The organism is Parachitinimonas caeni (assembly GCF_030129945.1).
Lineage (GTDB): Bacteria > Pseudomonadota > Gammaproteobacteria > Burkholderiales > Chitinimonadaceae > Parachitinimonas > Parachitinimonas caeni.
In genome coordinates this window covers 15050-36263 of record NZ_JARRAF010000026.1, presented here as the reverse complement: position 1 = coordinate 36263, position 21214 = coordinate 15050, and the positions used below count along the sequence as shown (strand labels likewise).

Annotated in this window: 18 protein-coding genes; 7 read left to right on the top strand and 11 right to left on the bottom strand. The window is 55.6% G+C overall.

Features of this window, described 5'->3' with window-relative positions; translation table 11 throughout:
* Positions 1-5 precede the first annotated feature (5 nt).
* The 9 genes from PZA18_RS17750 to PZA18_RS17710 form a co-directional block, all read right to left on the bottom strand.
* On the bottom strand, positions 6-1259 hold the full coding sequence (locus PZA18_RS17750) for a porin (protein WP_284102216.1): 1254 nt from the start codon (positions 1257-1259) through the stop codon (positions 6-8).
* A 223-nt stretch (positions 1260-1482) separates the two neighbouring features.
* Positions 1483-2406 carry an NHL repeat-containing protein gene (locus PZA18_RS17745; protein WP_284102215.1) on the bottom strand — a complete coding sequence of 308 codons (924 nt, stop codon included), beginning with the start codon at positions 2404-2406 and terminating at the stop codon, positions 1483-1485.
* 174 nt (positions 2407-2580) lie between these two features.
* The gene (locus PZA18_RS17740) at positions 2581-4248 is read right to left on the bottom strand and encodes an alkaline phosphatase family protein (protein ID WP_284102214.1); all 1668 of its coding nucleotides are present in this window, start codon (positions 4246-4248) and stop codon (positions 2581-2583) included.
* A gap of 41 nt (positions 4249-4289) precedes the next feature.
* The gene (locus PZA18_RS17735) at positions 4290-4511 is read right to left on the bottom strand and encodes a hypothetical protein (protein ID WP_284102213.1); all 222 of its coding nucleotides are present in this window, start codon (positions 4509-4511) and stop codon (positions 4290-4292) included.
* Positions 4501-6063, bottom strand: a complete 1563-nt coding sequence (locus tag PZA18_RS17730) for a SpoVR family protein (protein ID WP_284102212.1) — start codon at positions 6061-6063, stop codon at positions 4501-4503. The genes PZA18_RS17735 and PZA18_RS17730 overlap by 11 nt, the downstream gene beginning before the upstream one ends.
* On the bottom strand, positions 6060-7331 hold the full coding sequence (locus tag PZA18_RS17725; protein ID WP_284102211.1) for a YeaH/YhbH family protein: 1272 nt from the start codon (positions 7329-7331) through the stop codon (positions 6060-6062). Before PZA18_RS17725 ends, PZA18_RS17730 begins: the two co-directional genes overlap by 4 nt.
* Positions 7332-7425: 94 nt before the next feature.
* Entirely contained in the window at positions 7426-9348 is a 1923-nt protein-coding gene (locus PZA18_RS17720) for a PrkA family serine protein kinase (protein WP_284102210.1), read from the bottom strand.
* A gap of 325 nt (positions 9349-9673) precedes the next feature.
* On the bottom strand, positions 9674-10891 hold the full coding sequence (locus PZA18_RS17715; protein WP_284102209.1) for a tyrosine-type recombinase/integrase: 1218 nt from the start codon (positions 10889-10891) through the stop codon (positions 9674-9676).
* A 245-nt stretch (positions 10892-11136) separates the two neighbouring features.
* Entirely contained in the window at positions 11137-11577 is a 441-nt protein-coding gene (locus PZA18_RS17710) for a hypothetical protein (RefSeq protein ID WP_284102208.1), read from the bottom strand.
* Here PZA18_RS17710 and PZA18_RS17705 point away from each other — a divergent pair.
* The 3 genes from PZA18_RS17705 to PZA18_RS17695 all read left to right on the top strand — a co-directional run bounded on the left by PZA18_RS17705 (position 11538) and on the right by PZA18_RS17695 (position 13111).
* Entirely contained in the window at positions 11538-11990 is a 453-nt protein-coding gene (locus PZA18_RS17705; protein ID WP_308447419.1) for a GFA family protein, read from the top strand. The genes PZA18_RS17710 and PZA18_RS17705 overlap by 40 nt on opposite strands.
* 92 nt (positions 11991-12082) lie before the next feature.
* The gene (locus PZA18_RS17700) at positions 12083-12700 is read left to right on the top strand and encodes a tetratricopeptide repeat protein (RefSeq protein WP_284102206.1); all 618 of its coding nucleotides are present in this window, start codon (positions 12083-12085) and stop codon (positions 12698-12700) included.
* 33 nt (positions 12701-12733) lie between these two features.
* Positions 12734-13111, top strand: a complete 378-nt coding sequence (locus tag PZA18_RS17695) for a hypothetical protein (protein WP_284102205.1) — start codon at positions 12734-12736, stop codon at positions 13109-13111.
* A 40-nt stretch (positions 13112-13151) separates the two neighbouring features.
* On the opposite strand, the gene PZA18_RS17690 is transcribed toward PZA18_RS17695, so the two are convergent.
* On the bottom strand, positions 13152-14375 hold the full coding sequence (locus tag PZA18_RS17690) for an AAA family ATPase (protein WP_284102204.1): 1224 nt from the start codon (positions 14373-14375) through the stop codon (positions 13152-13154).
* 11 nt (positions 14376-14386) lie between these two features.
* Positions 14387-15241, bottom strand: coding sequence for an RNA ligase family protein (locus tag PZA18_RS17685; protein ID WP_284102203.1), 855 nt, complete (start codon positions 15239-15241; stop codon positions 14387-14389).
* Between the two features lie 493 nt (positions 15242-15734).
* Here PZA18_RS17685 and PZA18_RS17680 point away from each other — a divergent pair, with 493 nt between their 5' ends.
* The 4 genes from PZA18_RS17680 (at position 15735) to PZA18_RS17665 (ending at position 20986) form a co-directional block, all read left to right on the top strand.
* Positions 15735-16124, top strand: a complete 390-nt coding sequence (locus tag PZA18_RS17680) for a DUF2946 family protein (RefSeq protein WP_284102202.1) — start codon at positions 15735-15737, stop codon at positions 16122-16124.
* A gap of 167 nt (positions 16125-16291) precedes the next feature.
* Positions 16292-18385 (top strand): TonB-dependent receptor family protein, encoded by a 2094-nt coding sequence (locus PZA18_RS17675; RefSeq protein WP_284102201.1) that lies wholly within the window; start codon positions 16292-16294, stop codon positions 18383-18385.
* A gap of 55 nt (positions 18386-18440) precedes the next feature.
* A complete protein-coding gene (locus PZA18_RS17670; protein ID WP_284102200.1) occupies positions 18441-19922 on the top strand; it encodes a hypothetical protein in 1482 nt (493 codons plus the stop codon).
* 113 nt (positions 19923-20035) lie between these two features.
* The gene (locus PZA18_RS17665) at positions 20036-20986 is read left to right on the top strand and encodes a site-specific integrase (RefSeq protein ID WP_284102199.1); all 951 of its coding nucleotides are present in this window, start codon (positions 20036-20038) and stop codon (positions 20984-20986) included.
* The last annotated feature ends 228 nt before the right edge of the window (positions 20987-21214 follow it).

The window sequence follows — 21214 nt, the reverse complement described above, 5'->3', positions numbered from 1 at the left end:
CCCCCTCAGTAGGTGAAGTCGAGGGAAAAAGTCAGAACATGATAGGCACGCCCCGGAACGTAGTCATCGCGGCGATTCCACAAATAGCCAGCCGAGTTATTGGGTAACACCACACGGTCTATCTGGAATTTCAGATCGGTATTGCGGCTAAGGTCGTAACGAAGCCCGAGTGAATACGTGCGCTGCGGGCCGCGCGACTGCAGCAGATAGTTCAAGGAATCATTCAGGACATTGGCGACGGCCGCCGCGTTAGGAGGAAGCCTGCGCGTATCGAGGCCAGGGTCGCTGGTGGCGCTGAGCACAGAGCTGCCTGCAATCGTGGCATAAGGCGTCCAGGCATTGAGCCGCACGCCACCGCCGACATACCAGCCAGTCCGATCACCCAGAAAGTTGTTTGGTGTGGTCCGGCCATATTCTGCGGTTGCAAACCAGTTTCCCGGGTCGTAATTGGCGCCAATGCCATAAAAGCGGACGCGCTTGTTGTGGCCGGAATAGCGATCGGCGATGGCAGTGCCGGGCGGCCCGAACTGTCGAAAGCCGTTCCACAAATCATCCGCCAGATCCAGATCCAGATTGGCGCGTGAATAACTCAGCCGAAGTTTGAAGTTGCCATATTCCAGTGTGTCCGAGATGGCGCGAATAGCCGAGACATTGGCGTGCCCATTGCCTGGATAGCGGATTTTGGCCGTGCCCACAGCGGCCTGAATGGTGTTTTGTACTTCCCCCCAGCGCTGGCGGTAATTCAGATCCAGCCCGTCGCTATTGGTAATCGGCACCAGATTATTCAGTTCAACCGGCATGCGGACCCATGGCGTGGCATAGGCAACCTTGCGATAGTCCGCATCAAGGAAATTGGGCAAGGCAATACGCCCAAGTCGGAGCTTGAAGTCTGGATTGAGCTGATATTTGACGTTGGCCCACTCGACAGTAGGTTGCCAGGAGCTGTCGTAACGGCGCTCGAACACCAGTTGCACCACCGCTGAAAAGTCGTTGCCGAGATTGCTGGTCAATTGCGCGCCGATCCGGCTATCGACCTCGCCACCCCAGCTTTGCGAATCGCCGACGCCGCCAGAGCTCAGCAGGCTGCTGTTGTATTCCGCTTTATCCTCGCTTGAATACGTCAGCGCCAGCGTGCCGTAACTGGCGAAGGTAAACATCGGTTTTTCGTCATCATTCGCCTGTGCAGTGCCTCCGATGCATAAACCGAGCAACAGACCCAGCCCTATGCTGCGAGGAGTAAGGTTGTCAGTCCTGTGCATAAGTTTGTCCACCCTGGGTAGATGAGTGAATGTGGCCTGCTGCGGCTTTGACTTCGGCAAATGCCACCTTGCCAGAGGGGGTGTAGTGGCAATTGGCAACTTAGGTATAGATGATTGCATCCGGACTGACACACCCTTAACCGGATAAGCGCATGAATGGCAGGCAAAAAGCAAACGGCCAGCCTGGGATGGCTGGCCGTCTTGAAGGACAACTCAACAGCGCCTAATACCCCGCTGCCGCAGCCATGGGCAGGAAGTTGGACATCAAGCCCAGATCTGCTGGTGCGGCGGAGCCAACGGTGTAGTAGAAAATCCGGTCACCCTTGAATGCCAGCATGCTGCCGGTATCAGCGTAGTAGCGGTAGTAGTAGTCCCCAAGCCGGCGCGATGCCGAGAAGGCCGGCGCAAACAGGGAACCATAATGATCTTCCGCCCAGTTCATGATGCGATCTTCATCGCGTCCTGCCGCAGCCTTGAAATTGGCCATGCCGTTGATCTGGCCGAAGGAGCTGGGCATATCAAACAGGTAGCTGACGGCGCCATTCGAGGGGTCCACCTTGAATAGCTTGGAGTTGGCGCCGCCATACAAAATGTTGCTGTCACTGGTTGCCAGCCCGAAAACCGAGGTCGCCAGGCCAAAGCTGCCTTTGATGCTGGAAGTCCCGGACCGCAGATTGATCAGGCCCAGCGTGTCGTTGCTGCCAGCCAGCAATAAACGGCCATTCATCAGCGCCAGATCGCCCGCCGATGCAACTGGCAGGCTCCCGACCGTGCTTGATTGTGCCGTTGTCGGGTCGATCTGATAGAGATTGGTGTTGCTGAACGAAGCCGCCAGCAGTCGGCCATTACTGTCAAAGGCCAGCGCATTGGCGCCGGTGATGCCATGGTTGCCGATCTTGGTCGCTTTCTGAGTGCTCAGGTCGTAGCGATAGAGGGCGTTGAACGTCAATAGATAGAGGTTGCCGCTGGCATCGGTTGCCATATCCGTCATGCTTCCGTCCAGCGTCGGGCTGGCCAAAGCGGTGCTTTGCTTGGTTTCCATATCCACCAGCGCAATCTGGTTGCTGCTGTGAACATAGATTTTATCTCCCGCCAGAGCTGGCACGCTGGCAAGGCAGAGGGAAATGATCAAACCCAGGTGTTTCATGCGGTCTCCTTTGAGCGGCAGGCAAACCTCGTTGCCAAAGTGGCTTACTTTAGCGGAAAAGCTGACGTCATAAAAATCCGTGTGAATAGTGCCGAACAACGGTGTGAAACAAGACATGGAAAAACAAAAAGCGGCGCCCATCTGGACGCCGCTTGCAGGTTGGCACAGAAAAGATCAGCTACGCTTGCCAAATTTCAAAGCGTAAGGTTTTCCATCGGTTTTATGTGTCTGTTTGATATTCATGGCCTTGAGTACCGTAGGCAGGATATCCACAGAACGGAAGCCATGTTCTGACACTTCCTGTTTGATGTTGCTGGCCCAGACGAACATCGGGATACGCTGTTCCTGCTCCTTGGGCCCACCGTGATCACCGCAAACCGAGTAGGTCGTGCCCGAAGCCAGAATGCCCACGACGTCGGCACTGCTGTCAGCGGCCATGGTATCCATCAGTTCCTGGCCGTGCTTTTTCCACCAGGTGTACTCGGCAGGGGTCATTTTGGCGGAAGTCTCGGTAGCGGTATCCAGCACATAACGCTTGCCGTCACGGTAATAGGTGGCAACCACACCCGGCAAAGTGCGCATGACCAGGGCCATTTCCTTCCGCTTGGCCGGGCTGTTGTCTTTGAGCCAGGTATTGACAGTAGTCGATTGGTAGTTGAACAACACATTGCCGGTGTCGATCAGGGGTTTGATGGCCGGAACCGGCTTATCAAGCCCTGTCGCATTGGCGGCCTCGCCGTAATACCAGTTGTAATCACTGGCACCTGCCGCATTGGCACCCTGGAAACCATGCCAGCCATTGACGCCGCCATGATCGGCGGTGATGACGATCAGGGTTTCGTCAAGTTGGCCCAGCGCCTTCAGCTTTTCAATAAGACGGCCAAACTGCTCATCGGCATGCTTGGCGATGAAGGGCAGCTGAGTACGGGCAGCCGGGTCGGCAGCTTGCCCTGTGGGTTGGCCAGGCCCCCACATATGGCCGGCCTTGTCGATGCCGCCGAAAGTCACCAGCATGCCGCTCCACTTTTCCTTTTCAGCCATCAGCATGGCAGCATCGGCAACCCAGGCATCGCCGCCCAGATGCTCGGGATCTTCACCGGGTACAAAGCGATTGCCATCGAGCGGGTAAAGCCAGCTGGGTTCGCCGGCCTTGGTGCCATAGTCATTGCCTTTATCCGAGTTGACATAAAACCGGCCACAGCGCGGCTCAGTCAGATAAGTCGGCACGCCTACACCAGCAGGGCTGCGCCATTGGCCCTTGAGGTTTTCACAACCGGTTTCCTTGCTGACGTCCTTCATGCGGTCAGACATGCGCACGGCGATATCTGCAGACGGCGCCGCCAGCGATTCAACGGCGTAATCCTTCTGCCCGACGGCGATGAATTTGGTTCCCGGCTGAGCTTTATGCAGGTAGTCGGCCAGCTTCGGGTAATTTGCATCCTTGATCAGCGTGGTGAATTGGTCTCGGGTCATGCCCCCTGTAGACCACATCACATTCTTGCCCTTACCCAGCAGATTGCGGGTGTCGCGGAATGCCTCATCCTGCCAGCCCATGTTTTTGGGAAACTGGCCGCTAACCATCACATTGTGACTGACGACGGTTTCAGAGGTGGTATGGCCCAAATAGCCCTGAGAAAAATGCACGCCACTATCACGCAGGCGTTTGAGATTCTCCATGCCGAATTGCTCGACATATTCCGGCCGCATCTGGTCAAAAACCGCAATCAGCACCCGCTTTGGCGCTTGGCCGGGTGCGGCATGGGCGGTGAATGGAACCAGGCTGCTCAGGCCCAGCGCACAAGCAGTCAAGCTGCTGATCAGGCGTGGATTCATATCAATCATCTCTCTTCTCGTCGGTTCGATTAAACACACATTACCGCCAATTAAAACAACTGCTTATCAATTAATAATGTAATGGGCGCTGAACCTTGTTTTACAAAGACCGGCTGCACAATGCAAACCGGTAGTGGCGCTAATTTACCAGAAGCCCTGTAGATAGCGGGAATGCAATCAAAATACCCATTCAACATAAACAAAGCGGCATCCCGTTTTGTTGCTGGATGCCGCCCGGATATTGCTGGTAAAGAAGCCCAGCTAAAAGCCATGCCGCTTTTCTACTTTGCACTCATAAGTCAGAATCACTCGCCCTGATTCATCAACCGATTCAAGCCGGACCGAAAAACCCCACAAGCGGGCGACATGCTTTAATACCTCGTGTACGGTATTTGCCAATGGCCGGCGATTATGCTGAAAATGCCGCAAAGTCATCGACCGGTCTCCTCGCGTATTAACTTCATACACCTGAATATTCGGCTCCCGATAAGAAAGATTATATTGATTCGCGAGCTTATGCCTGATCAAGCGATAACCGTCTTCATCATGAATGGCAGAGACTTTCAATTTGGATTCATGATCATCGTCAAGAATCGAAAACAGCTTGAAATCCCGAATCATTTTTGGTGAAAGATACTGCGAAATAAAACTTTCATCCTTGAAATTACGCATGGCAAAATCAAGTGATTTCAGCCAGTCAGAGCCCGCCAGATCGGGAAACCATTCTTTATCCTCATCAGTCGGGTGTTCGCAAATCCGCCGGATATCGCTCATCATGGCAAAACCCAACGCATAGGGATTAATGCCGTTATACCAGCGCGCCGTGACCGGGGGCTGATAGACCACATTGGTATGCGATTGCAGAAACTCCAGCATAAATCCGTCGGTGACCAATCCTTCATCGTAGAGCCGGTTAAGAATGGTGTAATGCCAGAACGTCGCCCAGCCTTCATTCATGACCTGAGTTTGACGTTGCGGATAAAAATACTGGGCAATCTTGCGCACAATCCGCACGATTTCTCTCTGCCAGGGCTCCAGTAATGGCGCAAATTTCTCGATGAAGTACAGGATATTTTCCTGCGGTTCATCAGGAAAGCGCCGCACCTCCAGCTTTTCCTCTTCTTCAGGCCGGCGGGGCAGGGTGCGCCATAAATCATTCACCTGCGATTGCAAATAAGCTTCCCGCTCTGCTTGACGGGCTTTTTCCTGATCCAGCGATAATTTAGCAGGGCGCTTATAACGGTCCACCCCGTAATTCATCAGCGCGTGGCAGGAATCCAGCAAAAGCTCGACCGTATCCACCCCGTAACGCTGCTCACATTCAGAAATATAATTCTTGGCAAATACCAGGTAATCAATGATTCCTGAAGCATCGGTCCAGGTGCGGAAAAGGTAATTCCCTTTGAAAAAAGAATTATGGCCAAATGCCGCATGGGCAATCACCAGCGCCTGCATCGTAATGGAATTTTCCTCCATCAAATAAGCAATGCAAGGGTTGGAGTTAATCACGATTTCATAAGCGAGACCCATTTGGCCGCGCTTATAATTTTTCTCGGTAGACATGAAATGCTTGCCATAACTCCAATGCTGATAATTCACTGGCATGCCTACCGAGGCATAAGCATCCATCATCTGTTCGGCAGTAATGATCTCCAGCTGATTTGGATAAGTATCCAGCTTGAAATCGGCAGCAATTCTGGCAATTTCCTTGTGATAACGCTCAACGAGTTCAAACGTCCATTCCGACCCCGTCGAAATGGGCTTTTTCTTGCGGGACCGTCGTTTGGGCGCCGCTTCGGTAGAGGGGGCAATGATCTGGCTCATGCTGTCACCGCGCTTTTCTTGAAAAGGTCTCGGAACACCGGGTAAATATCCGCCGGCGTCTGTATTTTCTTCATGGCAAAGTGGGCATGCGTAGCATGGATTTTCTCATACTCATACCAAAGGTTTTGTGGTTCACCTTCGGTGATTTCGATATAGGCATAATATTGCACCAGCGGCATGATTTCCTTGGTTAGGATTTCCCGGCACTGCGCCGAATCGCTATCCCAGTTATCGCCATCAGATGCCTGTGCAATATAGATATTCCAATCCTCTGTTGGAAAACGCTCGGTAATGATTTTACTGGTCAGCTTCAGCGCTGATGAAACCACCGTTCCACCGGTATCACGGGCATGAAAAAATTCATGCTCATTCACTTCGGCCGCCTGTGTGTGGTGCCGCACAAAGACCACTTCTATTTTCTCGTAATTCCGGGTTAGAAACAGATACAGCAGAATAAAGAAGCGCTTGGCAATATCCTTTTTATTTTCATCCATCGAGCCTGATACATCCATCACACAAAACATGACCGCCTGAGTCGTCGGCCTTGGAATCTTGACGCGATTGGAATAGCGCAGATCGAATGGGTCGATAAAGGGAATACTGATGATACGCGACTTTAAATGCCGGATTTCCTCGCGGATATGCATGACTTCCGGCGAATTTTCATCATGCTCTTCCAGAAGAATATCCAATTCTTCCTGTAACTCATTCAATCGCGACATGGGCTCGGCAGAAAGCGCAATACGTCGCCCCAATGCCCCTTTCAATGAGCGGACAATGTGAATATTCGAAGGCGTGCCATCGGCAGTAAACCCGGCACGTACATTCTTGAAGGCTTCGGTCGCGGTCAGCTGGGTTTTTACCAGATTGGGCAGTTCGAGATCATCAAAAAAGAAATTCAGGAATTCCTCGCGTGATAATTCAAAAACGAAATCATCTTCGCCTTCGCCCTCATTCGAGGCTTTACCACCACCGCCGCCACCACCACCCGGAGGTGGCCGGTCGATCGAATCACCCTTTATATAATCCTGATTACCCGGATGAACTGTTTCCCATACACCGCCATGGGAATGGCCAAATACCGGTTCGGAAACATCCCTGACCGGAATCGAGACTTTTTCGCCATTATCAATGTCGGTAATGCTGCGGCCTTTCACGGCCTTGGTTACCGCTTGTTTGACTTGATCCTTGAATCGACGCAAAAACCGTTCGCGATTAATGGCCGATTTGTTTTTGCCGTTCAGGCGGCGGTCGATGACTTGGACCATGATCGCTCCCTACTGGCCGGGTCAGATATTTTCGCCGGCTCTCATCGTAATGGTGGTTAAACCGGGCCCGGTTATTTACCAGGCCCGGACCGGATTACGACGATTTCCTGACGCGCAAATACCACTCGCACAACAAGCGGACTTGCTTGGCTGTATAGCCTTTGGCCACCATGCGATTCACAAAGTCTTCGTGTTTGCGGGCTTCTTCGGCACTGGCTTTGGCATTGAATGAAATCACCGGCAGCAATTCTTCGGTATTCGAGAACATCTTCTTCTCGATCACCATCCGCAGTTTTTCATAACTGGTCCAGACCGGGTTTTTGCCATTGTTATTGGCACGGGCTCGCAATACAAAATTAACGATTTCGTTGCGGAAGTCTTTCGGATTGGAAATACCGGCAGGTTTTTCGATCTTTTCCAACTCGTTGTTCAGCGAATTCCGGTCGAAACTTTCACCGGTATCCTGGTCCCGATATTCCTGATCTTGAATCCAGAAGTCCGCAAAGGTGACATAACGGTCGAAAATGTTCTGACCATATTCAGAATAAGATTCGAGATAAGCAGTCTGAATTTCCTTGCCGATAAATTCAACATAACGCGCGGCCAGGTATTCCTTGATATATGCCAGATATTTCTGCTCCAGCTCTGGCGCATATTGCTCGCGCTCGATCTGCTGCTCCAGCACATACAGTAAATGGACGGGGTTGGCGGCGACTTCGCTGTGATCGAAGTTGAATACCTTCGAAAGAATCTTGAAGGCAAAACGGGTTGAAAGACCGGTCATGCCTTCATCTACGCCCGCATAATCGCGATATTCCTGAATCGACTTGGCCTTGGGATCGGTATCTTTCAGATTGTCACCGTCGTAAACCAGCATTTTTGAATAGATGCTGGAATTCTCCGGTTCCTTGACGCGAGACAGCACTGAGAACTGCGCCATCATTTTCAGGGTTCCGGGTGCGCAAGGCGCTGATTGCAGAGAGGAATTGCGAATGAGCTTGTCGTAAATCTTGATCTCTTCCGAAACGCGCAGGCAATACGGTACCTTGACGATATAGATCCGGTCTAGAAACGCTTCGTTATTCTTATTGTTCTTGAATTGTTTCCATTCTGATTCATTCGAGTGGGCAAGAATGATCCCCTCGTAAGGAATTGCGCCAAAACCTTCGGTACCTTTGAAGTTGCCTTCCTGAGTGGCCGTCAGCAAGGGGTGTAAAACCTTGATAGGGGCCTTGAACATTTCCACAAATTCAAGCAGGCCTTGATTGGCAAGGCATAACCCCCCGGAATAGCTGTAGGCATCCGGATCATCCTGGGCATATTTTTCCAGTTTGCGGATATCGACCTTACCCACCAGCGCGGATATATCCTGATTATTTTCATCGCCGGGCTCGGTTTTCGCCACGGCAATTTGTTTCAATTGTGATGGGTAACGGCGCACGACGCGGAATTGGTTAATGTCTCCATTGTATTCGCTCAACCGCTTTACCGCCCAAGGGGAGGGGATGATTTTTAAATAGCGACTGGGAATGCCATACTCTTCTTCCAGTATTGTCCCATCTTCATCATAGCTAAACAGGCCAAGCGGTGATTCATTCACCGGCGAGCCTTTGAGGGCATAAAACGGCACATGCTCCATTAATTCTTTGAGCTTTTCGGCAATCGAGGATTTGCCCCCACCAACCGGACCCAACAGATAAAGAATCTGTTTCTTTTCTTCGAGCCCTTGCGCGGCATGGCGGAAATACGCCACGACTTGCTCGATGACTTCTTCCATGCCGTAAAACTCACGGAATGCGGGATAAACACGAATGACTTTGTTCGAGAATATGCGTGAGAGCCGCGAGTCGTGCCGGGTGTCGATCATTTCCGGTTCGCCAACCGCCATCAGCATTCTTTCGGCCGCGGTTGCATAGGCAGACTTATCGCGTTTGCAGAGTTCAAGGTATTCCTTGAGGCTCATTTCTTCTTCGCGGGTTCGGTCGTAGCGAGAACTGAATTTGGCAAATATGTCCATGGTCGACTCCCTTCCGGTTGTAATGGGAACCTGGAAAACCGGCTTACTGGTTTTTCGTCCCGCATGGGCTTTCCGCAGGTTCCCTGATGCTCTGCCGGTCTGTTTGCCAAGTGGATACGGGGTAGGGCGCCTATAGGGCGAAGCTTCTGCAATCCAGTCCGGCGGCGATTTTGGTATAGCACACGATTTGCAAGCCCGGTTGAGATTGCCAATCGAAACGCCGCCGTGGATTGGGTTTTAGCAATAGCCCTCAGGCAAATTGCCAAGGCTAGAAAATTGATCTGATTCGGGATTTTGGCAAGGCGCCGATTTTGCGGAGGGCGCCTTATTTTTCATCCTCCTCCTCGGCGTCACCGGTCAGGCGGTGTTTGGCGGTGGTCTGAAAGTGCTGCTCGGCGTCGCCGGCATGCAGATACAGCGAGGTGGTGGCGATGCTTTTGTGGCGGGCGTTTGCCTGGATCACGCGTAGATCAAGCCCGGCATCGGCCTGATGGGAAAAGGCCGTGTGCCGCAGCCAGTGAGTGGATGCCTGATTAAGGATCGAAGCGTGTTCGGTCTGGTTTGCCAGATGCGCCGCCAGGCCGGCGTCAGCAAACAGGGCCTTCAGCCATTCATAGAAAGATCCTGGCTCCAGGGGCTCGGTGCTATGCAGCCGGAAGATCAGTGGTTCGCTATCGCCGTGGCGCGGCAGGGGAGATAAACCCCAGTGCAGCCGGTAGCGGATCAAGGCGGACAAGGCTTCTTCGGGCAGAGGAACCTGATCAATGCGCGTGCCTTTACCGAGGATATGAATCCACCAGCCATTGCGGTCTTTGCGAACATCGCCCATTTGCGCCATGCAGAATTCCGACAGGCGCAAGCCGGTCTGCTGCAGAAAGGGGATGGCAAACAGGGCGCGTTCCTTCCTTGCGATTTCGCGTTGGTTGGTGTTGGGCAGCTGGTTCAGATAGGCCAGCAACCAGTCAAACGTCTCGCGTGGCAGAAAACGGGTGATCATTTGCCGTTTTTCAAGAATCGACTGGGTTTCGCGGCGGGTTTTGCGCACGGTGCTGGCCGCGGCAAGGCGACCCTTGCCGCGAAACAGTGCCAAGGGATTGCCCGATAGATAGCGCGCTACAACCAGCCAGCTGAACAAGGCATTGAGGGCTACCAGTGCATGGCGCTTCGATGCCGGCGCCAGCGGGCCTTCAAAAGGTCGCCAGGCCGGATCGTCGCGTCGGACTGATCTGGATGCCCGCCAGTCGGTTGGCGGATTATCGAGAAATGCTTCATAGCGATCGAAATCATCCCGAGTCAGTGATGACAGCGGAATGGCGCGCTCAATAACGGCCCATAGCAACAAACGTTCGGCTTCTTTGCGGTAAGCCCGCCAGGTTGGTGACTGCGGGACAAACTCATCCAGCCAGGCTTTGATGGCAGAAATATCGTCATTGGCATCAATTTGCCGCTGACCTTGTAAACGATTGGTGCCTGCAGAACCGTCCAGCGTGGCGGGCAGCGGCAATAAGTATTCAAGTGGCGCAATCGGGATCTCGGTGTTCATGGCAGATGGGAAGTTCTTTGTTTGAAGGTTGATTGGCTGGCGTGAAAAACGCAGGCGCTGCGCATGAGTAAACGATTCATGCAGCGAACAATTCGAAAACGTCGCAGGCCAATACAATAGGTAAAAGCTGCTTTTCCTTACTATATATCAAAACGATGATAATCACAGTTATCATGGGATTGATAGATGTTAAGGGTGCCCTTCTCAGAATGAGCTTTAAATGGGCAGGCTTAACCGTTAACAAACTACATACCGCCTTGCCTTATAGATACCAGCATCCAGCAACCTTTGATTCGCTCAAAACGGTATTCTTTCTGCCAGATATCGTTATCAACCGAGCTTTGAATCACTCGATACCGTTGCGCATTCTGCTTCTCGATAGTCTGCTGGCTGCGCATCTCTGGGTCGGGATGATTCGGGTTGATCTGTGCCCGAGGCAGGATCAGCGGCTGGGTCTGCGCATGTAGCGCAGTCTTGGACAGCGCACTACGCCTGGACGCTTCGCTATCCCATTCCTCGACCAGTAAAGGATCTTGCACGCGATTGCGCTGAAAACCGGGCTGATCCTGAAACTTTTGCAGGAACAGATGAAACCGAGGGTCTGGCGGAACGCAGGTGGGTTGCGCCAGCGCTGCGGTGCTCATCAATGCCAGAGCGAGCGTCATGCCGGAAGATCTGTATGGCATCCGATACCTTTCATTCAACCTCTACAATCAAACATCCCAAACACAGCAAAGGATGCACCATGCAGGAATTTACCGGCAGCTGCCATTGCGGCGCTATTCGATTCACGTTTCGGGCTGCGGCCATTGATAAGGGGCTGCGTTGCAATTGCTCCATCTGTCGACGCAAAGGTGCCCTTATGTCGGCATTTACGGTTGCAGCGGAAGACCTCGCCATTGACGCCGCCAACGATGCACTCGCCACTTACCATTTTGGCACTGGCAAGGCACATCACCACTTCTGCAAACACTGTGGCATCTATCCCTTTCATCAGACCATGCGCAAACCCGGCCACTATCGCATCAATCTCGGCTGTGTTGAGGGCGTGGATTCTTGTGCCTTGCCTTTCGAGGTCTATGACGGCGCATCACTGTAAAATCTCGCCAGAGTCATCTTGATCAATAACGTTGACCAGTATCGCTCCTGCGTGTCACAGTCCGCCGTTTTCCCGCATCTGAGTATCTCGCCATGACCGACCATTCCGACCTTGCTTCGCAAGCCGATGCCTTGATTCAAGCCTCCCAAGCCGCCAGTGCGCGGGGTGATACTGCCGAAGCGACGCGCTTGCTGGAACAGGCAGCAGCCGTCGGTGGCGGCCATCCTGTCGGCCTGTGGCTGCTGGGGGCTGAATATGCTGAGGCCCGGCGCTACGAGGAAGCCGAGCAATGTATGACCCGTGCTATCGAGCTTGCTCCCAATATGGGCGTCTGCCGTTTTCAGCTGGGTTTGATGCAGCTGACGTCCGGTCGGCCGCAGCAAGCGGCGCAGACCTGGACGCCGTTTGATGAGCTGCCTGAAGAAGAGCCGCTACGCTTGTTTGCAGTAGGTTTGCTTGCCATGGTGCGTGGCGAATACGATCTGGCAACGGCTGCGCTACAGCGCGGCATCGCACTCAACGCCACGGTCTTGCCGCTGAATCGGGATATGCAGATGGTTCTGGGCGAGATTGATCGCCTGCGCAATGAAGTGCCGCCGGCCGATGGTCAGGCTACGACAGAGGGCAACGCTCAGACGGAAGAAGCTGAAGAGACCGACTCGGATGCTCATGTGCTGTTGACCGCTTATCGTGGTTCCCAATTGCAGTAATTCGGCCAATCCGCCCATCGTCTGGACGCTGCCATGACCATCAGCCCGATTCAGCAGATCGTTGCCGCCATTCGCCAGGAAATGGTGAGTGCGGTTGGAAGCCCGGAAAACCGCCCTCCCCGGCGCGCCACCATGCTGCGCACTCCGCAGCATGAACGTGTTGCGCCGGCAGGCTTGCAAACCACCATGGCGCGCCGGGTGCGAGCCATCTCCAAGGATGACCCGGACCGTGGACGCAAGGCTTTCCGGGTGTTTCTCGAATCGCTATTGTTGACGGAACTGGGCGAAGAGCTGATCAACGATCCGGAGTTTCACTTGCTGGTTGATCGCGTCCAGCAGCAGATGGAAGCCAATGGTCAGGTGGCTTCACAGATCGACCTGGCCATCCGCCACCTGCTGGCAGAACCTTGAAACCCCCTCAAGGCTCTGCTCGGTAGACGTTAGAAGCCCTTCAAGACTGAATCAGATAGCGCACCCGATGCGCTTCGCTTGGCAGGACAACCTCCCAGCGATGCAACATCCGCTCGATACCAGCATTGGTCAGCGTCGTATCCCGGTTGCGGTTGCGGCGCATGATCTCTGCTTCCGAGGCTTCCAGATACACCACCTCCACCGAGGCGCCATAGGCAAACAGCAAGTCCAGCGTTTTACTACGCATCTGCCGGGAAAGATGGGTGGCATTCCAGACAAACGCCTGTTTACGGCGCAAATAGGCTTTGGCCTGATCAATGGCAAAGTGAGCCGCCATGCCGTCGTTTTCACCATGACGCAGCTTGAGGGCCGCGCGCGCATCATCGAAGCCGACACACGGTAGATCCGCACATTGCTGCGCAATCCAGCTACTTTTACCCGTCGCCGGCAAACCACATAACACCGTTACCGTTGATCCAGGATCACAGTGGTACACATAGTCCGGGTGAACGTCGTCGCCATTGAAATAACGCTGGCGGGTAAACGCATCCGCAAAGGCTCTGGGTTGGCCATAGCAGCCTTCCTCCTTGGCCAGTTCGCGAAAAAGTTCGATGTCTACCAATATCTCGGCGGCATCCGGGCAATGCCGGCCGCGCATATCCGCTTCTGCCAGCGCAGCAAGTTCAATCAGATCAACCTCGTGCGACAGCTTGCGCACAATGAACTCCGCAGAATCGCCATTCCGGTTGCCCCGCAAGGCGTAAAAAGGCAGCTGGTGTACGGCAATCAGCCGGCAGATTGATTCCCGCAAATCAAACGGTACACCACTACGCCATAGCAGCACCCGCGCATCGACAGCGCCCCGAGCGGAATGGCCCGGCTGACCGATGCGGCCACTTACCGGGTCCACTCGGGTAGTGGCAGGTTTGGCAATGTCGTGCAGCAAGGCGGCAAAGAACAGCACGAACTGCCGGCTGGCATCGGCTTGCCGGTAGTCTTCGAGATCCTGCATCGCTTCCACCACCATTTGAGTGTGAGTCCAGACATCGCCTTCGGCATGGTAGTGCGGATCTTGCGGAGTCCGTTGCAAAGCATTCAAGCAGGGCAACTGCTGCAAGATCCGTTGCCAGTCCACAGACTGGCCGGCGCCAGGTACCAGACGTTGCAACCCTGCGTAGTCCGGGCCTCGCAACGGCAGGGGGTGATTGAGGCTGGCCAGGTTTTCTGGCGTCAGCAGTAATGGCAAGGTATTGGAATAATTCATGATTTCCCCCATCAGCCCTTGCTGGATGGCCATTGATGCGTCAGTTGCGGCGCGAAAATATCGCAGCCTGCCGCCAGCAGGTTGGGTACGAAGGGTTGCTCGGCGTGATGACGACCCGCATCGAGGATCGCCTGCACAAAATCTGGCCGGACCCACTTATAACGCCCGGTCGTCGCCCCACCCTCCTCCACCTTGATATAGAGCCCTTCCGACAGATCGGACTTGTCGGTCTGCTGCCAGGCACGATCCAGGTCCAGCCTTTCTGTAGCAATCGTCTGTGCGAAGCGTTGCCGCCACTGCGCTGATTTGGCTAGCGATGGCGCCAGCATGGCCAACAGGTCGCCCAGTTTGCGCGGGGCGACCCCTGCGTATAAAACCGGAACCGGCAGTACCGGACTCGCCGCCAGCAAGGATTGGCGCCGTTCGGTGGAGAGGAACACGCCGGTCTGACGGTCCCAGATATCAAACTCACAAAAGTAGTGCGGCAGCTGGTCGTAAAACACCGAGTGCTTTTTGTGTAGCCACTCACCAAACATCAAATAGCGGTCTTCAAGCACCTGCAATAGCGCTTGCTCATGCGCACTCGCCCAGCGTTTGAACAGATTGAACTGGCGCTCTCGGCCACCGCCACTCAGATAGTGGCCACGACTTTGCAGCAATAGCTCGCCCCCTTCTGAAAAGCTGAGGCCTGCGTTGCCCCCATCCAGTTTTTCTTCGACCACGATGTAACGGCCAGCCAGCGCCGAATACGGGATATGGCCATGGCCTTCGTCGCCAGCTTGCAGACGAGAGCCCTCAAGGTGTGGCGTGCGTGGATATTTGATCAGATCAAGGCTATGCAGCCCGATATTGGAATTCAGAGTCATTTTGGTCTCCAGATGGAAAGTATCGGAGCCAACGACGCAGGCGCACCATTCAAACGTCAAACGACGGGGGCGGGATCGGAAATGGCAGGGGAAAAATCAGGCGGAGTGTAAGTACCCAGGTTTCTCGCATGCACAGCAGAGGATCGCGCGGGCGCGCCATCGGCACTCTGCGTGTGCAGGTGTCGTCGGCATCAAGCGGTGATGGCGAAGGTGCGGGGCACTTGGGTTCTCCGATATTAAGTCAGGTAAAGCGGTTGAAATGCTCGCCACGGTGGCGAAGCGGCGCGCACAGTAACATAGAAATCAGGGGGTGCAAACACTTTCGTCACACTTTTTCATGACAAATGAGTTGTTTGCTTGTGCATTATCCTGAAAATTTGTGCATTTTTATCAGCTGTTTAGCTAAATACTCCCTTGCCAGGCCATAAAAGCTGTCGAACAAGTCATGCCGGTACGCTTGCCTGTCCAACGGGTACAGCCGGATAATTGCCGCATGTCTGCTCGCATCAGCCGCCAACTTGCTGTCTATTGCGCGCTATTTGCCCTGATTTTCAATGTTCTTGGCATAGCGCGCGCCAATCCTTCTACGCTGGATAACCTGCTGATGCAGGATTTTTGCAGTGTGAACGGCAAGCCTGCGAGCCCAATCGCCGATCTGGCAGGAGCGCCGCTCAAAGCGATGCAGGCGCATGACTGTCACGATTGCTGCTTTGGCGGTCTTGCGCTTGATCTGCCGCCTTCTGCCCAGTCACCACTGGCCCAACCGGGCCTGGCCCCCTTCCCTGCTTTTGTCGGTCGGCAATGCCTGGTCACTCAGGGGCCACGACCGCCGCCGGCCCGCGCCCCCCCATCTCCATCGTCTGAATCGCTATTCCGGGTATAACAGGCCCGGAGTGGCCCGTGTCGCGCCTTGGCTACCGATTCCCCCTGTCGTGCAAGCGAATGCTTGCTGCTGACGGGCCGGGATAGCCGAGGCTGGATTTCCCTTTTTGGCGTGGCGCATGCCGGACTGACTGTCCTGCCAGCCGCCATCCGATTGAAAGTCAGACGATGTTGCCCCTTACCTATCCGGCGTGCCGCCAAGCACGGCGCGCCTTTGCCCTGGCCCCGCTTGCCCTGTTCTGTTCACTGGTTTTTGCTGCCGACGCGCCTTCCAGCGTCGAACAAATCGTTATTTCCGGCTCCCGCGTGGCGACGCCACTGCGCAATACGCCTGCCGCCGTCGGTCGGGTCAGCCTGACCACCCTGCGTGGCCTTAAAGCCACTTTTATCGGGGAAGCGCTGGACCAGATTCCCGGTGTCTACATGACGGATCTGGGCAACGAGCAGCACAGCATGGCCATCCGCATGCCGATTTCCACCAATGCCTACTATGTCTATCTTGAAGACGGTGTGCTGATCCGGCCGGTTGGCATCTTCAATCACAATGCCCTGTATGAAGTGAACCTGGGTGGCAACGCTGCCGTGGAGGTGGTCAAAGGACCGGCCTCATCGCTGTATGGCAGCAATGCGGTTGGTGGTGCGGTGAATTTCCTGACCCGCGCTCCGGCCAGCGAAGCCGATTATCAGGCCAGTCTGCAACTCAGTGATCGGGGCTATCGACGGCTGGATGTCGGACTTTCGGCCACAACAGGTGACTGGGGCTGGCGCGGTTCGGCCTACCATGCCAGCTCGAATGGCGGCGATGATGACTACAACGGTTTTGACAAGACTGGCGCCACCTTGCGGCTGGACTACCCGCTGGCAGGCGGAAAACTGAGCAGCGTATTCAGCCATAACCATCTGCGCACTGACATGCCGGGCAGCCTGAGCCCCAGTAGCTATCTGAACCGGCCCGGCTTTTCCAACCAGACCTTCACCTGGCGCCAGGTTGATGCCAGTCGGCTGAGTACCAGCTGGACCGGGTCGCTCAACACCGGCGGTGAGAGCAGCGTTACCTTATTCCTGCGCGATAACGATACCCGCCAGCTACCCAGCTACCTGATTTTCAACACGGGCCCCACCAGCGCCAGTGGGCGGCAGAACGACAACCACTTCCACTCCGTTGGTCTCGACCTGAGACAGAAGCAGGATGTTGGCAATCTGCGGCTGATTGGGGGCCTCACCTTCGATCGCAGCCCCAACCAGTACAACGAGCAGAATCTGGCCGTGGTGCGCGATGCGCTCAGCGGCAAGTACACGCGCTACAGCGTGGGCAGCACCCGCCGTGATTACGAAGTAATTCTTGGCAACCGGGCCGCGTATCTGCAGGCGGAGTGGCAGTGGCAACCGACCCTGCGCCTGGTAGGCGGGCTGCGCTATGACCAGATCGAATACGACTACCACAATCGCCTGACGCCCTCCACCACGACCGGCGCACCATCCGAAACCCGGCGCTTCAGCCGCGCCAGCCCCAAAGTCGGGCTGGTCTGGAATCTCGATAGTCAGCTCGATGGCTTCATCAACGCCAGTCAGGGCTTTACCCCGCCAGAGGTGTCCAGCCTGTACGGCAGTCTGGATACGCCCAACCTGCAGCCGGCAATCTACGACAACCTGGAACTGGGAATGCGTGGCCGGGCGACGCACTGGCAATGGGAAGCCAGCCTGTACCGGCTGGCCGGGCGCGATGAGCAGGTCAGTTACAGTCTGGCACCCGGCAAGAGCGAGCCGCGCAACGCTGGCCGTACCCTTCATCAGGGTCTGGAGCTGGGGCTGAGCTGGCAAGTCGCCGACGCGCTGAAACTGCGCGCCTCGGCCGCCTGGTCGAGCCATCGCTATCGCGAATATCGTCTGGGCAACCAGCTTGATTACGCCGGCCGCAGCATGCCGCAAGCACCGGAAGTCATGGCCAATCTCGAAATGATCTGGCAGCCGCAGGAAAACAGCCGGCTATCGCTCGAAGCCCAACATATGGGCCCGTGGTGGATGGATAACGCCAATAGCATCCGCTATGGCGGCCATACGGTCTGGAATCTGCGGGCCAGCCAGCAGTTAGGCGCGTGGGAGCTATGGGCCAAGGTCAAGAATCTGGCCGACCGTCGCTACGCTGAATCCGCCAGCTCCAGCTTCAGCGGCGTGGGCGCACGCAGCCCGGAAAGCCAGGACAGCTATGTAGCGGGTGCCGGCCGCAGCTTCTTTTTGGGCTTGGCCTACCGCTTCCGCTGAACGCGCCTGCTCTTCGTGCCGGCACCCATGACCGATTGCTCAGGAAAACTTCATCGTGACTCATTCTGATCCGCAACTTCTGCAACGCCTGAACCAGGCCAAGAGGCTGGGCTGGCTGTTCCGCTGGCATCGCCGTATCGGCTTATTGGCGGCGCTTCCCGTTCTGCTCTGGGCCTTGTCCGGGCTGGGACATCCGATCATGACCCGGCTGTTTCCCAGCGCCGCCTCAATGCAGGCGCCCGTTGCCAGGGCGCCGCTTAGCGGGGTATCGCTGGCGACCATCGCTGAGCGCCACCCGCTCACCCCACTGCAGGAAGCCCGTTTGCTGGCCATCGACGGTGCCGCTGTCTGGCAGGTGCGGGAAGCCGGCCAGATCAGGCGTCGCTACTTCAGTGCCGACACCCAGGCCGAGCTGCCGGACGCTGACCGCCAATACGCCATTCAGCTGGCCCGTCATTTCACGGGTGACCGGCAAAGCGCGGTGCAAGGCGCTGAATTGCTGACAGACTTTAATGAGGATTACCCGTCGGTCAATCGCCTGCTGCCAGTCTGGCGCATCGAGTTCGACCGCCCCGACCATCTGCGCGCCTATATCGAAACCGGCCCGGCCCGCCTCTCTGCCTTGGTCGATGACCGCAAGGCGCTCTGTCAAAGCTTGTTTCGTACGATACACACTTGGGAATGGGCCAAGCCCTTGTCAACGGCGCGGCAGCTGACGATGAGTGTGCTGCTGTTGGCTGCAGCCGGCAGCGTGATCCTTGGCCTCTGGCTCTATGCCCGGCAGCCATCCCGGCCAGTCAAGCAGGCCGGCAGGCGTTGGCATCGACGCCTGGGTTTGCTGGCCGGGTTAAGTACGCTTGCTTTCACGCTCAGTGGTTTGTTCCATATCTGGCGTGAAGGTCAGTTGACGACGCCCCGCTTGCCCCACACTGCCATCGCCGCTGAAGCGCTCCATCTGACCCCTGCACAGCTGGCGTTCGGTGCGAGTCTGCTCAGCTATAAAAGCCAGCCGGTATGGCGGCTGGCCGCCGGCAAGCCGCCTACTGCGGATGAGCATGCCCACCACGGCGGTCATGCCGCCCCCAAACCCGCATCGGCCCACTACCTGGATGCGGGCAATGGCCAGCCGGTCGCGGACGTCGAAGCCGCGTTGGCAACCGACCTTGCCCGCCAATATCTCGGCGATACCAATGCTCCGGTCAAGGACCTTGTCAGCCTGCATCAATTTGGCGGGGACTACGGATTCATCAACAAACGTTTGCCGGTAGTCAAAGTCACCTTCGCGACTAAAAACCAGACCTCCATTTTCATTGAACCGGCAACGGGTGCGCTGGCCGCCCGGGTTGAACCGATCGACCGCCTCGAAGGCTACAGCTTTGGCTGGCTGCACAAAGCACACTGGCTGGACGGCCTCGGCAAAGATGGTCGAGACGGGATACTGGCGATATTTGCGCTGCTTAATGCGGTGTTGATTGGGCTGGGGGTCTGGCAATGGCAACGAAACGCAATCCGGAAGCAAAACGTCAACGGCGCCTAAGTTTGGTGGCCGGTCGGCGACAACCATCTCAAACCGAGGCAACGTTTCATGCAGCGAGCCAGTAAAATGTCAACAGAGCCTAGACGCCTTGCCACCATTTTTTCCGGATCCCTATGCTGAAGCTTGAAGATTATCTGGATGCCGCCACCCGGCAGAACACCCGACGCAGCTATGAATCGGCCCTGCGTCACTTCGAGCAGGAATGGGGCGGCTATCTGCCAGCCACCACCGAAAGTGTGGTGCGCTATCTGGTCGATCACGCCAGCAAGCTCTCGCTCAACACCCTAAGGCATAGGCTGGCAGCGCTATCGCAGTGGCATCGCGAGCAAGGGTTTGTCGATCCGTGCAAGTCGGCGCTGGTGCGCAAGACCCTCAAGGGTATCCGGGTGCTGCACCCCGCCACCGAGCAACGGGCCGTCCCCTTGCAGATCGAGCACCTGTCGCAGGTGGTTGTCTGGCTGGAAAATGCGATTGAACAAGCCGCACAAGCGGGCGATCACACTGCGCTGCTACGCCACTCGCGGGATAAATCCTTGCTGCTGCTGGGTTTCTGGCGCGCCTTCCGGGGAGATGAGCTGACCCGCCTGTGCATTGAGCATGTCAGCCTGACTCCCGGCGAGGGAATGAGCTGCTTTCTGCGGCAATCAAAAGGCGACCGCCAGCTGTCCGGACGCACATTCAAGGTGCCGGCACTCTCCCGCCTCTGTCCGGTATCGGCCTATATCGACTGGATACAACTGTCCGGGCTGACAAGCGGTCCGGTGTTTCGCGCCATCAATCGCGCCGGCCATGTCAGCGATCAGGGCTTGCATATCAATAGCCTGATTCCGCTGCTACGGCGGCTGTTTACCCAGGCTGGCCTGCCCTCACCCGAAGGCTATAGCAGCCATTCCTTACGACGCGGCTTTGCTGGCTGGGCCAACACCAACGGCTGGGACGTCAAAACGCTGATGGAATACGTCGGCTGGCGAGACCTCAAGTCGGCAATGCGCTACGTGGATGCCGCCGACCCATTCTCTCGCGATCGCATCGAACGGGGGCTGGCAAATCTGCCGGTAGATTAGATATTGCTGGCAAGGGCTTCTATTGGTCTTTTGTTCATTAATTAATGCTAATTAACCGGTCATTTCCTCTAAATTGTCTTACGAGATTATCGGTATTGATAAACAAGTTGTAATACCCCGGTAAAATTATTTCAAATACAGGACGTTTGTCCCTTGTGATCTGCACTATCGGAAACGATACTCCTTTCGGGCAATAAATCAGTCTTTTGCCCTATTTGCCGAGAAAAT

Bases quoted from the DNA above. Each gene is read 5' to 3' on its own strand.
- PZA18_RS17750 (WP_284102216.1), bottom strand. From the start codon at position 1,259: ATGCACAGGACTGACAACCTTACTCCTCGCAGCATAGGGCTGGGTCTG.
- PZA18_RS17745 (WP_284102215.1), bottom strand. From the start codon at position 2,406: ATGAAACACCTGGGTTTGATCATTTCCCTCTGCCTTGCCAGCGTGCCA.
- PZA18_RS17740 (WP_284102214.1), bottom strand. From the start codon at position 4,248: ATGATTGATATGAATCCACGCCTGATCAGCAGCTTGACTGCTTGTGCG.
- PZA18_RS17735 (WP_284102213.1), bottom strand. From the start codon at position 4,511: ATGGCTTTTAGCTGGGCTTCTTTACCAGCAATATCCGGGCGGCATCCA.
- PZA18_RS17730 (WP_284102212.1), bottom strand. From the start codon at position 6,063: ATGAGCCAGATCATTGCCCCCTCTACCGAAGCGGCGCCCAAACGACGG.
- PZA18_RS17725 (WP_284102211.1), bottom strand. From the start codon at position 7,331: ATGGTCCAAGTCATCGACCGCCGCCTGAACGGCAAAAACAAATCGGCC.
- PZA18_RS17720 (WP_284102210.1), bottom strand. From the start codon at position 9,348: ATGGACATATTTGCCAAATTCAGTTCTCGCTACGACCGAACCCGCGAA.
- PZA18_RS17715 (WP_284102209.1), bottom strand. From the start codon at position 10,891: ATGAACACCGAGATCCCGATTGCGCCACTTGAATACTTATTGCCGCTG.
- PZA18_RS17705 (WP_308447419.1), top strand. From the start codon at position 11,538: ATGCCAGAGCGAGCGTCATGCCGGAAGATCTGTATGGCATCCGATACC.
- PZA18_RS17710 (WP_284102208.1), bottom strand. From the start codon at position 11,577: ATGCCATACAGATCTTCCGGCATGACGCTCGCTCTGGCATTGATGAGC.
- PZA18_RS17700 (WP_284102206.1), top strand. From the start codon at position 12,083: ATGACCGACCATTCCGACCTTGCTTCGCAAGCCGATGCCTTGATTCAA.
- PZA18_RS17695 (WP_284102205.1), top strand. From the start codon at position 12,734: ATGACCATCAGCCCGATTCAGCAGATCGTTGCCGCCATTCGCCAGGAA.
- PZA18_RS17690 (WP_284102204.1), bottom strand. From the start codon at position 14,375: ATGAATTATTCCAATACCTTGCCATTACTGCTGACGCCAGAAAACCTG.
- PZA18_RS17685 (WP_284102203.1), bottom strand. From the start codon at position 15,241: ATGACTCTGAATTCCAATATCGGGCTGCATAGCCTTGATCTGATCAAA.
- PZA18_RS17680 (WP_284102202.1), top strand. From the start codon at position 15,735: ATGTCTGCTCGCATCAGCCGCCAACTTGCTGTCTATTGCGCGCTATTT.
- PZA18_RS17675 (WP_284102201.1), top strand. From the start codon at position 16,292: ATGTTGCCCCTTACCTATCCGGCGTGCCGCCAAGCACGGCGCGCCTTT.
- PZA18_RS17665 (WP_284102199.1), top strand. From the start codon at position 20,036: ATGCTGAAGCTTGAAGATTATCTGGATGCCGCCACCCGGCAGAACACC.